This is a genomic window from Brevundimonas sp. NPDC058933 (assembly GCF_049315965.1).
Lineage (GTDB): Bacteria > Pseudomonadota > Alphaproteobacteria > Caulobacterales > Caulobacteraceae > Brevundimonas.
Genome location: NZ_JBMOSL010000001.1, coordinates 1,044,776 through 1,058,378 on the forward strand (window position 1 = coordinate 1,044,776; position 13,603 = coordinate 1,058,378).

The 13,603-nt window shown below is 64.6% G+C and carries 6 protein-coding genes; 1 reads left to right on the forward strand and 5 read right to left on the reverse strand.

Translation table 11 applies throughout. The features are described 5' to 3' along the window. Window positions 1-55: 55 nt before the first annotated feature. The 3 genes from fusA to rpsL all read right to left on the reverse strand — a co-directional run bounded on the left by fusA (window position 56) and on the right by rpsL (window position 3,199). Window positions 56-2,134: an elongation factor G gene (fusA, locus tag ACOZBP_RS05145; RefSeq protein ID WP_422675311.1), complete on the reverse strand. Its 2,079-nt coding sequence runs from the start codon at window positions 2,132-2,134 to the stop codon at window positions 56-58. 138 nt (window positions 2,135-2,272) lie between these two features. Next, on the reverse strand, window positions 2,273-2,746 hold the full coding sequence (gene rpsG, locus ACOZBP_RS05150; protein ID WP_201100533.1) for a 30S ribosomal protein S7: 474 nt from the start codon (window positions 2,744-2,746) through the stop codon (window positions 2,273-2,275). Between the two features lie 78 nt (window positions 2,747-2,824). Continuing rightward, on the reverse strand, window positions 2,825-3,199 hold the full coding sequence (gene rpsL / locus ACOZBP_RS05155) for a 30S ribosomal protein S12 (protein ID WP_292037356.1): 375 nt from the start codon (window positions 3,197-3,199) through the stop codon (window positions 2,825-2,827). Window positions 3,200-3,610: 411 nt separating this feature from the next. On the opposite strand from rpsL, the gene ACOZBP_RS05160 reads away from it, so the two are divergent. Then, window positions 3,611-4,705 carry a hypothetical protein gene (locus ACOZBP_RS05160; protein WP_422675312.1) on the forward strand — a complete coding sequence of 365 codons (1,095 nt, stop codon included), beginning with the start codon at window positions 3,611-3,613 and terminating at the stop codon, window positions 4,703-4,705. A 57-nt stretch (window positions 4,706-4,762) separates the two neighbouring features. Here ACOZBP_RS05160 and rpoC read toward each other — a convergent pair whose 3' ends face one another. Together rpoC and rpoB are read right to left on the reverse strand one after the other, a co-directional pair. Further along, window positions 4,763-8,959, reverse strand: coding sequence for a DNA-directed RNA polymerase subunit beta' (gene rpoC / locus ACOZBP_RS05165; protein WP_422675313.1), 4,197 nt, complete (start codon window positions 8,957-8,959; stop codon window positions 4,763-4,765). Between the two features lie 101 nt (window positions 8,960-9,060). After that, window positions 9,061-13,176: a DNA-directed RNA polymerase subunit beta gene (gene rpoB / locus ACOZBP_RS05170; RefSeq protein WP_422675314.1), complete on the reverse strand. Its 4,116-nt coding sequence runs from the start codon at window positions 13,174-13,176 to the stop codon at window positions 9,061-9,063. Between the last annotated feature and the right edge of the window lie 427 nt (window positions 13,177-13,603).

Here is a 13,603-nt window from a genome sequence, read left to right on the forward strand (position 1 = left end):
GCAAACCGCCCGGGTTTCAAGTGCGCCCGTCACAAACGACGGGACAGCGACGGGTTTAGGCGTACTTCTTAATCACTTCGTCGGCGACGTGTTGCGGCACCGGCTCGTAGTGGTCGTACTGCATGGTGAACTGGGCGCGACCTTGCGACATGCCCCGCAGGGTGTTCACGTAGCCGAACATGTTCGCCAGCGGGACGAAGGCGTTCACGACAGTGGCGTTGCCGCGCATGTCCTGACCCTGGATCATGCCGCGACGGCCGTTCAGGTCGCCGATGACCGAACCGAGATATTCCTCGGGGGTCACGACCTCGACCGCCATGATCGGCTCGAGCAGCTTCGGAGCGCCCTTTTCCTTCAGTTCGCGGAAGGCGGCGCGAGCCGCGATTTCGAACGCCAGCACGCTGGAGTCGACGTCGTGGTACTTGCCGTCCGTCAGGGTCGCCTTGAAGTCGATCAGCGGGAAGCCGGCCAGCAGGCCGTTGTCCTTGATGGACTCCAGACCCTTTTCAACGCCCGGGATGTATTCCTTGGGCACTGCGCCGCCGACGATCGAGTTTTCGAACACGAAGCCCGAGCCCGGCTCGCCGGGTTCAAACGTGATCATGACGCGGGCGAACTGGCCCGTACCGCCGGTCTGCTTCTTGTGGGTGTAGTCGATGTCGACCTTGCGGCCCAGCGATTCACGATAGGCCACCTGCGGGGCGCCGATCGTGGCTTCGACCTTGTAGGTGCGCTTCAGGATATCGATCTTGATGTCCAGGTGAAGCTCGCCCATGCCCTTCAGGATCGTCTGGCCCGACTCGTGGTCGGTCGAGACGGTGAAGGAGGGGTCTTCCGAAGCCAGCTTGGCCAAGGCGACGCCCAGCTTCTCCTGGTCGGCCTTGGTCTTGGGCTCGACCGAGATCTCGATCACGGGCGCCGGGAATTCCATCTTCTCGAGGATGACGGGCGACTTGATGGGATCGCACAGGGTGTCGCCGGTGCGGGTGTCCTTCAGGCCGGCCAGGGCGACGATGTCGCCGGCGTAGGCTTCCTTGATGTCCTGACGGTCGTTGGAGTGCATTTGCAGCATCCGGCCGACGCGCTCTTTCTTGTCGCGGCTGGAGTTCAGCAGCGACATGCCGGTTTCCATCTTGCCCGAATACAGGCGGCAGAAGGTCAGCGAGCCGACGAAGGGGTCGTCCATGATCTTGAACGCCAGAACCGACAGGGGCTCATCGTCAGAAGCCTTGCGCACGACCGGCTCTTCCGTGCGGAAGTCGATGCCCGGGGTCGGCGGGATGTCGAGCGGCGACGGCAGGTAGTCGACGACGGCGTCGAGCAGGGTCTGAACGCCCTTGTTCTTGAACGCCGAGCCGCACAGGATCGGATAGAAGGCGCCGGTCAGAACAGCCTTACGGATGCACTTCTTCAGCGTCTCGACCGAGGGCTCTTCGCCGCCCAGATAGGCTTCCATGGCTTCGTCATCGAGTTCGACAGCGTTGTCGATCAGGTACTGACGGGCCTCAACAGCCTTGTCCATCAGGTCGGCCGGGATCTCACCCACGGTGAAGTTGGCGCCCAGGGCGTCGTTGTCCCAGACGACCGAACGCATTTCGACGACGTCGACCAGGCCCGACAGCGAGGATTCCGAACCGATGGGGAACTGGATCGGCACAGCCTTGGCGCCCAGGCGGTCGCGGATCGACTGGACCGAGGCGTCGAAGTCGGCGCCGATCTTGTCCATCTTGTTGACGAAGACGATGCGCGGCACCGAATATTTGTCGGCCTGACGCCAGACGGTTTCGGTCTGCGGCTCAACGCCGGCGTTGCCGTCCAGAACCGTCACAGCGCCGTCAAGCACGCGCAGCGAACGTTCGACTTCAATGGTGAAGTCCACGTGGCCGGGGGTGTCGATGATGTTGAGGCGCTTTTCTTTCCAGTAGGCGGTCGTCGCGGCGGACGTGATGGTGATGCCGCGTTCCTGCTCCTGGTCCATCCAGTCCATGGTGGCGGCGCCGTCGTGGACTTCGCCGATCTTGTGGGACTTGCCGGTGTAGAACAGGATCCGCTCGGTCGTCGTCGTCTTGCCCGCGTCGATGTGGGCCATGATGCCGAAGTTGCGGTAGTCTTCAATCTTATGCGTGCGGGGCATTGGAGTTGCCTTCGGGGTGCTTCGCGGACGCGACGGGCGCCCAAGGTGATATCGGATAAGACAGCGCGGGCGATTTAGCTCAAACCGCCCGCGCCGGATAGTCTCAGATAAGCGCGCTCGATGGCGCTTTGAAGACGCTTACCAGCGGTAGTGGCTGAAGGCGCGGTTGGCTTCGGCCATCTTGTGGGTGTCTTCGCGCTTCTTGACTGCGGTGCCGCGGTTGTTCGAGGCGTCCAGCAGCTCAGCAGCCAGCTTTTCCGTCATGGTGTTTTCACCGCGCTTGCGCGCAGCGTTCACCAGCCAACGGATGGCCAGGGCGCGGCGACGGTCCGGGCGGACTTCGACCGGCACCTGGTAGGTGGCGCCGCCGACGCGACGCGAACGGACTTCGACCGACGGAGCGACGTTGTCCAGAGCCGTGTGGAAGGTCTCGACCGCAGTGTGGTCTTTCTTCTTCTCGGCCAGGATGTCGAAGGCGCCATAGACGATGTTCTCGGCGACGGCCTTCTTACCTTCGTACATGACGTAGTTCATGAACTTGGTGACGATCAGATCGCCGAACTTGGGATCCGGCAGAACTTCACGCTTCTGGGCGCGGTGACGACGCGACATAGGTTATTCCTTGCAGTGCCCGGCAGACGCCGGGAAAATTTCTGAGGGTCCAGACCAGCAGGCCTGAAAACGGTTCGCTTACTTCGGACGCTTGGTGCCGTAGTGCGAACGACGCTGCTTGCGGTCCTTGACGCCTTGCGTATCGAGCACGCCGCGCAGGATGTGGTAACGCACGCCGGGAAGGTCCTTCACGCGGCCGCCGCGGATCAGAACAACCGAGTGCTCTTGCAGGTTGTGACCTTCGCCGGGGATGTAGCAAACGGCTTCATAGCCGTTCTTGGCCAGACGGACCTTGGCGACCTTACGCAGAGCCGAGTTGGGCTTCTTCGGGGTCGTGGTGTAGACGCGGGTGCAAACGCCGCGACGCTGGGGCGAACCTTCCAGAGCCGGGACCTTGTTACGGGTGGGCTTGGGCTTGCGCGGCTTGCGGATCAGTTGGTTGATCGTAGGCATACGATTTGTCTCTTTTCGATGTGGAGGCGTGTGCCTTCCGGCCGGGGCGCCTCATGAGCCTTCTTTTGGACGCCGCCGAAGCGCCGCCCGGGTGTTGTTCTCGAGCGAGCCGCAACAGCCAAACGAAAAAACCGGAACGCGCGCTTCGGGCGTTCCGGCGGGCACAGCCCGTCCGTTCAATTGTCACAATCTCGACAGACGGAGAACCGCCTACATCTCGAAAGTGCGCGCCGTGTACGCGCGATGGGTCAAGGCGTCAAGTGATTCACCCTCTTGGCGGACGAGCGCGCCAGGCTGACGAGCATCGAAGCTTCGCCTCAAGTAGAGATCAGCGTTCCGCGGTTCCGAGACTCGCCCCTATATTGCCATGCTTGCCTTGGCATCATTCTCGACGAGGATTGGGGAGCCGCTATGAGCGTTGCAGTTCTGGCCCGAGCGCCGGCCCGGCGTCTGCGTCCTGGCGTGCGGCGGGGCCTGATGGCGGGCGCCTCTCTCCTGATGCATGTGGTCGTCCTGGGCTCCATGGTCCTGCTGGCGTCCAGTGAAGATCATCCGGCCCCGGCTCCCGACCTGCAGCCCATCATCCAGCTGGAGATCGAACGGCCCACGGTTACGCCGGAGCCCTTGCCCGTCCCGCGTCCGGCCCCGCCGCTTCCTACGCCAACCGTTGAGCCCCTGCCCACGCCGGAACGCGCCACGCCCACGCCCCAGCGGCCCATGCCGGTTGTCCCGCCCATACCGACGCCAGCCCCCGCCCCCTTGCCGCTCCCGACCCCTGCGCCGCTTCCGACCCCCCAGACCGTGACCCGGAACGCGCCTCTGGCGCCTGCCGCCCCCCTGCCCGCTCCGGCGCGCGCGCCAGTCGCCGCGCCGACGCCCGCGCCGCCCGCCACCGTCGAACGCGCCGCCCCCGCTTCCGCCCCGGTGACGGCGCTCCGTCCCCGCAAGAAGGACGAGGACGAGGCCCGCGACGGCCTGCCCGCCGCTCCGGCTCCGCGCCTCGCCAACCCTGCTCCCGGAGCGCCCTCGGCTGCGGCCTCGGGCGTCCCGGGCGTGTCGGACGCCTGGCGTGTCGCCCCTGAAGGGCAGGACGGCCGCAACGCCCGCGCCCTGCGCACCTCGCCCGCCGGTTGCCCCTCCCGGGCCATTCTCACGCGCGGCGAGCAGGTCGTTTGCGACGAACGGTTCAACGCCCGCGCCGCAGAGGGGGCCACGCGGCCCATCACCGGCAGCGGCAACCCCGAGCGCGACGCCCGTTTCGCGCGAGAAGGCGCCCGCGAAATGCAGCGCTACGAGGCCCAGCGACGCCCCCTGTCCGGCGGCGTCGGCGTTCTGCCGCCTCAGGACTGCCCCGGCTCGAACTTCGGCACAGGCTGCGCCGGCGCGCATCTGGATTCATCAACCCAGATGGACTCCACGCGTAACGTCCAGACCCGCCGCGACGGCCCGCCCGCCTCGGGTCGACCAGCCACGCCGGGCGCGGCCGCCCCCCGCGAGCCCCGATAGAAAAAGGGCGGCGCTGTCTCCAGCGCCGCCCTCTTCAGTCTTCAGTTCCGAAACGGATCAGCCTTCCGACTTTTCCAGTTCCAGGGCCAGATCGGCCGGCAGAGGCTCGATGGCGTCTTCGCGGGCCTGGGTCAGTTCCGCGTCGCGCTCGTTCGCCAGTTTCTGCAGCGAGCGCAGATAGGCGCCCGTGCCCGCCGGGATCAGGCGGCCGACGATGACGTTTTCCTTCAGGCCTTCCAGCATGTCCTTCTTGCCGTGGACCGAGGCGTCGGTGAGGACGCGGGTGGTCTCCTGGAAGGACGCCGCCGAGATGAAGCTGCGGGTCTGCAGCGACGCCTTGGTGATGCCCAGCAGGACGGGCTGCGTGGTGGCCAGACGACCGCCGCGCTTCTCGACCTTGGCGTTTTCCAGAACGGCTTCAGCCACTTCGACGGTGTCGCCGCGGATCAGGGTGGTTTCACCCGAATCCAGCACTTCCACCTTCTGCAGCATCTGACGGACGATGACTTCGATGTGCTTGTCGTTGATCGGCACGCCTTGCAGTCGGTAGACCTCCTGCACTTCGTTCACCAGATACTCGGCCAGCGCCTCGACGCCCTGGATGCGCAGCAGGTCGTGCGGATCCGGGTTGCCGTCGATGATGTAGTCGCCCTTCTGGATCAGATCGCCGTCGTGGACGGAGATGTGCTTGCCCTTCGGGATCAGGAACTCGACCGCCTCGGCCTGGTTGCCATCGGCGTCCAGTTCCGGGGTGATCTTGATGCGGCGCTTGTTCTTGTAGTCGCGACCGAATTCCACGCGACCATCCATCTCGGCGATGACGGCGCAGTCCTTCGGACGACGGGCTTCGAACAGTTCGGCAACGCGCGGCAGACCGCCGGTGATGTCGCGGGTCTTGGCGCCTTCGGTCGGAACACGGGCGATGATCTCGCCCGGCTTGACCTCGTCGCCGTTGGACACGGACAGAACGGCGCCCACGGGCAGCAGGTAACGGGCGTCAGAGCCCGAGGCCAGCTTGGCGTAGGTGTCGCCCAGGGTCACGCCCATGGCCGGACGCAGGTCCGAACCGCGGGGGCTGGCGCGCCAGTCGGAAACCACGCGCTGGGCGATGCCCGTCGCTTCGTCGGTTTCTTCGCGGACCGACAGGCCCTCGACCAGGTCCTCGAAGCGGATCACGCCGCCGACTTCGGTCAGGATCGGAGTGGTGTAGGGGTCCCACTCCGCCAGACGTTGGCCCTTGGCGACATCGGCGCCTTCCTTGACGCGCAGACGGGCGCCGTACGGGACCTTGTGGGTCTCGCGGTCCTTGCCGTCGACGACGATGGTGACGACGACGTTGCGGCTCATGGCCACCAGGTCGCCGTGCGCCGCCGTAACGGTCGGGCCGACGATCTTGGCCTTGCCGGCGTTGGTCGCCTCGTAGAACGAGGTTTCCGCCACCTGGGCCGTACCGCCGATGTGGAAGGTACGCATCGTCAGCTGGGTGCCCGGCTCGCCGATCGACTGAGCGGCGATGACGCCGACCGCTTCGCCGATGTTGACGTTGGTGCCGCGCGCCAGGTCACGACCGTAGCACATGCCGCAGATGCCGGCTTCGGCCTCACAGGTCAGGGCCGACCGGACCTTGATCGACTGGACGCCGGCCGCGTCGATGACTTCGATCTCTTCTTCCTGCAGGTAGGTGTCTGCAGGGAACAGGATCTTGTCGCCGCCCGGCTCCTTGATGTCCTCGGCCGCATAGCGACCCAGGACGCGTTGGCCCAGCGAGACCAGCACGTCGCCGCCTTCGACCACGGCGCGCAGGGTGATGCCGCGCGTCGAGCCGCAGTCTTCCTCGGTGACGATGGAGTCTTGCGCCACGTCCACCAGACGACGGGTCAGGTAACCCGAGTTGGCGGTCTTCAGCGCGGTGTCGGCCAGACCCTTACGGGCGCCGTGGGTGGAGTTGAAGTATTCAAGGACGGTCAGGCCTTCCTTGAAGTTCGAGATAATCGGCGTCTCGATGATCTCGCCCGAGGGCTTGGCCATCAGGCCGCGCATGCCGCCCAGTTGCTTCATCTGCGCCTGCGAACCACGGGCGCCGGAGTTGGCCATCATGAAGACGGAGTTGATGTCCGGCTCCTGGCCCTTGATCAAGACGCGAGGCTGGGCGATCTCGCCCATCATCTCGTCAGCGATCTTGTCCGTGGCCTTGGCCCAGGCGTCGACCACCTTGTTGTACTTCTCACCCTTGGTGATCAGGCCGTCGGCGTATTGCTGCTCGTACTCTTCGACCTGGGTGCGGGTTTCCGCGACCATCTGGGCCTTCTTGGCAGGAATGACGATGTCGTCCTTGCCCACCGAAATGCCGGCCTTGGCGGCTTCACGGAAGCCCAGTTGCATCATCTGGTCGGCGAAGATGACCGTCGCCTTCTGACCGCAGTGGCGATAGACCTGATCGATCAGGTTGCCGATTTCCTTCTTGGTCAGGTTCTTGTCCAGCAGGCCGTAGCCGATGTTGGCGTTGTGCGGCAGCAGCGCGCCCAGCTTCATCCGGCCGGGCGTGGTGTCGATCACCTTGGTCACGACTTCGCCAGCCGAGTTCATCTCGGTCCAGCGCGCCTTGATCTTGGTGTGCAGACCGACGACCTTGGCGTCCAGGGCGGCGTCGATTTCACCCATGTTGGCGAACAGCTTGCCTTCGCCCGGCTGGTTCTCCTTGACCAGCGACAGGTAGTACAGACCCAGGACGATGTCCTGCGACGGCACGATGATCGGCTTGCCGTTGGCGGGCGACAGGATGTTGTTCGTCGACATCATCAGGACGCGCGCTTCGAGTTGCGCTTCCAGCGACAGCGGGACGTGAACAGCCATCTGGTCGCCGTCGAAGTCGGCGTTGAACGCGGTGCAGACCAGCGGGTGCAGGCGGATGGCCTTGCCCTCGATCAGCTTCGGCTCGAACGCCTGGATGCCCAGACGGTGAAGCGTCGGCGCGCGGTTCAGCATGACCGGGTGTTCCCGGATCACTTCTTCCAGGATGTCCCAGACCTGCGGCTGCTCGCGTTCGACCATGCGCTTGGACTGCTTGACGGTGCCCGACAGGCCCTTGGCGTCCAGACGCGCATAGATGAAGGGCTTGAACAGCTCGAGCGCCATCTTCTTGGGCAAGCCGCACTCGTGCAGCTTCAGCTCGGGGCCGACGGTGATGACCGAACGGCCCGAGTAGTCGACGCGCTTGCCCAGAAGGTTCTGACGGAAGCGGCCCTGCTTGCCCTTCAGCATGTCGGCCAGCGACTTCAGCGGACGCTTGTTGGCGCCCGTGATCACGCGACCACGACGGCCGTTGTCGAACAGGGCGTCGACCGACTCTTGCAGCATCCGCTTTTCGTTGCGGATGATGATGTCGGGCGCGCGCAGCTCGATCAGGCGCTTCAGGCGGTTGTTACGGTTGATGACCCGGCGATACAGGTCGTTCAGGTCCGAAGTCGCGAAGCGGCCGCCGTCCAGCGGCACCAGCGGACGCAGTTCCGGCGGGATGACCGGCACGATGGTCAGGATCATCCACTCGGGCTTGTTGCCCGATTCCAGGAAGGCCTCGATCAGCTTCAGGCGCTTGGACGCCTTCTTGGCCTTCATTTCCGAAGGGCTGTCAGCCAACTCGCCGCGGTGGCGTTCGGCTTCGGCGTGCAGGTCGATGCCCATCAGCAGGTTGCGGACGGCCTCGGCGCCGATTTCAGCCGTGAAGCCGTCGTCGCCGTATTCTTCCTGGTAGCGATAGAACTCGTCTTCCGTCAGCAGTTGGTTCTGCTTCAGCGGGGTCAGGCCCGGCTCGGTGACGATGTAGTTTTCGAAGTAGAGGACGCGTTCCACGTCCTTCAGCGCCATGTCCAGCATCAGCGAGATGCGGCTCGGCAGGGACTTCAGGAACCAGATGTGGGCGACCGGGGCGGCTAGGTCGATGTGACCCATGCGCTCGCGGCGAACGCGAGCCAGCGTGACTTCAACGCCGCACTTCTCGCAGATGATGCCCTTGTACTTCATGCGCTTGTACTTGCCGCACAGGCATTCGTAGTCCTTGGTCGGGCCAAAGATACGGGCGCAGAACAGGCCGTCACGCTCGGGCTTGAACGTGCGGTAGTTGATGGTTTCCGGCTTCTTGATCTCGCCGAACGACCACGAACGGATCTTCTCCGGCGAGGCCAGGGCGATCTTGATCTGGTCGAAGGTCGGCGTGACCGGGACCGGGTTGAAGATGTTCAGGACTTCCTGGTTCATCTTTTTTCCTTCTGCGGGAATGCCCCGCGAAAATTCATTCAGAGAGGAGAGGCGGTCGGACCGCCCTCCCCCGCCAGGCGGGAGAGGGCTTCAGTTTCCGATCAGCTGTTCTCCAGCTCCACGTTCAGGCCCAGCGAGCGCATTTCCTTGATGAGCACGTTGAAGCTCTCGGGAATGCCGGCTTCGAAGCTGTCGTCGCCACGGACGATAGCCTCGTAAACCTTGGTCCGGCCGGCCACGTCGTCGGATTTCACCGTCAGCATTTCCTGCAGGGTGTAGGCGGCGCCGTAAGCTTCCAGAGCCCAGACCTCCATTTCCCCGAAGCGCTGTCCGCCGAACTGCGCCTTACCGCCCAGCGGCTGCTGGGTGACGAGCGAGTACGGGCCGATGGAGCGGGCGTGGATCTTGTCGTCGACCAGGTGGTGCAGCTTCAGCATGTAGACATAGCCGACCGTGACCGGACGCTTGAACTGCTCGCCCGTCTGGCCGTCGAACAGGATCGACTGACCCGAACGATCCAGACCGGCCGATTCCAGCAGGTCCTCGATGTCCGAGATATGCGCGCCGTCGAAGACCGGGGTCGCGAAGGGCACGCCCTTGGACAGGTTCTGCGCCAGTTCGATCAGGTCTTCGTCGCTCTCGGGCAGCGGCGTATCGGCGCCGTAGATCTCGGTCAGACGCGACACCAGGGCGTCACGCATACCGCCGTCCATCCACTGCTCGAGCAGACCCTTGATCTGCTTGCCGAGGCCCGCAGCGGCCCAACCCAGGTGGGTTTCGAAGATCTGACCGATGTTCATGCGTGACGGCACGCCCAGCGGGTTCAAAACGATGTCGACGTGGGTGCCGTCATCCAGGTGCGGCATGTCCTCGACCGGCAGGATCTTGGAGATGACGCCCTTGTTGCCGTGACGGCCAGCCATCTTGTCGCCCGGCTGAAGCTTGCGCTTCACGGCCACGAAGACCTTGACCATCTTCATCACGCCAGGCGGCAGCTCGTCGCCGCGTTGCAGCTTCTCGACCTTGTCTTCGAAGCGACGGTCGAGCGCCTTACGGGCGTCCTCGAACTGCTTCTTCATGGCCTCCAGCTCGCCCATCGCCTTCTCGTCGTCGAGGGCGACCTGCCACCACAGGCCCTTGGACACTTCGCCAAGCTTCTCTTCGGTCACGTCGCCGCGGCCCATGCCCTTGGGACCGGACACGGCGGACTTGCCGAGCAGCAGCGGCTTCAGGCGGCCATAGACGTTGCGCTCAAGGATCTTGAGCTCATCGTCGCGGTCCTTGCCGAGGCGTTCGATTTCGGCGCGTTCGATCGCCATGGCGCGCTCGTCCTTGTCGACGCCGTGACGGTTGAAGACGCGCACGTCGACAACCGTGCCGGCGACGCCGGGCGGCAGGCGCAGCGAGGTGTCACGGACGTCCGAAGCCTTCTCGCCAAAGATGGCGCGCAGCAGCTTCTCTTCCGGCGTCATCGGGCTTTCGCCCTTTGGCGTGACCTTGCCGCACAGGATGTCGCCCGGCTGGACTTCGGCGCCGATGGCCACGATGCCCGCTTCGTCGAGGTTGCGCAGGGCTTCCTCGCCGACGTTGGGGATGTCGCGGGTGATTTCTTCCGGGCCCAACTTCGTATCACGCGCCATCACTTCGAACTCTTCGAGGTGGATGGAGGTGAAGATGTCGTCGCGCACGATACGCTCGGAGATCAGGATGGAGTCTTCGAAGTTGTAGCCGTTCCAGGGCATGTAGGCGACCAGGACGTTACGGCCCAGCGCCAGTTCGCCCAGGTCCGTCGACGGGCCGTCAGCGATGACGTCGCCGGCCTTCACTTCATCGCCCACACGCACGATCGGGCGCTGGTTGATGCAGGTCGACTGGTTGGAACGCTGGAACTTCGACAGGCGATAGATGTCGACGCCCGAACGGCCGGCGTCGGATTCCGACGTGGCGCGGACGACGATACGCGTGCCGTCGATCTGCTCGACCACGCCGTCGCGACGGGCGACCACGACAGCGCCGGAGTCCACGGCCACGACCGCTTCCATGCCGGTGCCGACCAGCGGCGCGTCCGACTGCACCAGAGGCACGGCCTGACGTTGCATGTTGGCGCCCATCAGTGCGCGGTTGGCGTCATCGTTTTCCAGGAAGGGGATCAGGGCCGCAGCGACCGAAACGACCTGCTTCGGCGACACGTCCATCATGTCGACGTCGGCCTTGGTCAGCAGCTGGGATTCACCGTTGATCCGGCCGGGGACCAGGTCCTCTACGATCTCGCCGTTCTTCAGCTCAATGTTGGACTGGGCGATAACGTGCTTCGCCTCTTCCATGGCCGAGATGTAGACCACCTCGTCCGTGGCCTTGCCGTCCTTCACGCGACGGTAGGGGCTCTCGATGAAGCCGTACTTGTTGACGCGGGCGTGGGTGGCCAGCGAGTTGATCAGGCCGATGTTCGGGCCTTCCGGCGTTTCGATCGGGCAGATGCGGCCGTAGTGGGTCGGGTGAACGTCGCGGACTTCAAAGCCGGCGCGCTCACGCGTCAGACCGCCCGGGCCAAGCGCCGAAAGGCGACGCTTGTGGGTGATCTCCGACAGCGGGTTGGTTTGGTCCATGAACTGCGACAGCTGCGACGAGCCGAAGAATTCACGCACCGCGGCCGCGGCCGGTTTGGCGTTGATCAGGTCGTGCGGCATGACCGTGTCGATATCGACCGAGGACATGCGCTCCTTGATGGCGCGCTCCATGCGCAGCAGACCGACGCGGTACTGGTTTTCCAGCAGTTCGCCGACCGAACGCACGCGACGGTTGCCCAGGTTGTCGATGTCGTCGATCTCGCCGCGGCCGTCCTTCAGGCCGACCAGGATCTGCAGCACCTTCAGCACGTCGTCCTTTTGCAGGACGCGGATTTCGTCGGAAACCTCGGGGGTCTCCAGACGCATGTTCATCTTGACCCGGCCCACGGCCGACAGGTCGTAGCGTTCCGAATCGAAGAACAGAGAGTTGAACATCGCTTCGGCGGCTTCCGGGGTCGGCGGCTCGCCCGGACGCATGACGCGATAGATGTCGAACAGGGCGTCTTCACGACCCGTGTTCTTGTCCACGCGCAGGGTGTTGCGCATGTAGGCGCCGACCGTGACGTGGTCGATGTCCAGCACGTCGATGGTGGTGAAGCCGCGCTCTTCCAGCAGGGCGATCGTTTCCGCGTCCAGCTCGTCGCCGGCCTCGGCGTAGATCTCGCCGGTCTCATAGTTGACGGCGTCCGCAGCCAGATACTTGGTCAGCAGGGCGTCGGCGGCCAGCGACAGCGAGGTCAGACCGCCGTCGGCCAGCTTCTTGGCGGCGCGGGCGCTGATCTTCTGACCGGCCTGTGCGACCACTTCGCCGGTGTCGGCGTCGACCAAGTCGAACTCCGGCTTCACGCCGCGCCAGCGTTCCGGCTTGTAGGGCGTCACCCAGCCTTCGCCGCGCTTCTCGTAAGGCACGGTCTCGTAGAAGGTCTTGAGGATTTCCTCGCCGTCCATGCCCAGGGCCAGCAGGAAGCTGGTGGCCGGCAGTTTACGACGACGGTCGATACGGACGAAGACCACGTCCTTGGCGTCGAACTCGAAGTCGAGCCACGAACCACGGTAAGGAATGACGCGGGCGGCGAACAGCAGCTTGCCCGACGAGTGGGTCTTGCCCTTGTCGTGATCGAAGAAGACGCCCGGCGAACGGTGCATCTGCGAGACGATCACGCGCTCGGTGCCGTTGACGATAAAGGTGCCCTTGTCCGTCATGAGCGGGATGTCGCCCATGTAGACGTCCTGCTCCTTGATGTCCTTGACCGAACGGGCGCCCGTTTCTTCCTCGGTCTCAAAGACTATCAGGCGCAGCTTGACCTTCAGCGGCGCGGCATAGGTCATGTCGCGCTGGATGCATTCCTCGACGTCGTACTTGGGGTCCTCGAACTCGTAGGACACGTACTCCAGGACGGCGCGCTCGTTGAAGTCCTTGATCGGGAAGACCGACTTGAAGACCGCCTCGATACCCTGCTCCTTGCGGACCCCGCTGCGCACTTCGCGCTGCAGGAACTGCTCGTAGGAAGCCCGCTGAACCTCGATCAGGTTCGGCATCTTCACCGCTTCGGGGATACGCCCGAACGAGTGACGAATGCGCTTCTTTCCGGTGAACGAGGTGGCGGAGGCGATCTTACCCAGGGCGAGACCGTCAGTGGAGTTTGCCATTCTGTTTTCCCAATCGCGAGCCCACCCCACAAAGGAATGGAGGCCCGACGTCAATGCAGCAGCCACGGCCCGCCATTCGGCGATCCGTGACCGTAGGTTCTCTCGGCGTCCACCCTCGATCCGCTGCGGGATCAGGACGCCTTATATGCCCGCTCCTTGGGAAAGGAGCGACGCCTGCGCACCGGTCGGAGGGCGACAAACCGGGCCTCGGCGCTTTCGCGCGGGATTCATGGAATCTGCGGAGCGCGCATATATACGCCGATCTCCGGCGAAATAAAGGCCTGCGACCTCTTTCTCCCTCCCCGTCCGGGGAGGGTGGTCGCGCCGCGACCGGGCGGGGGCGGCCAGACGAAGCCTCCACACCTTTTTTCCGTCATCCCGGGGCGGCGCAGCCGAACCCGGGACCCAGACGGCGGACATAGGCCCC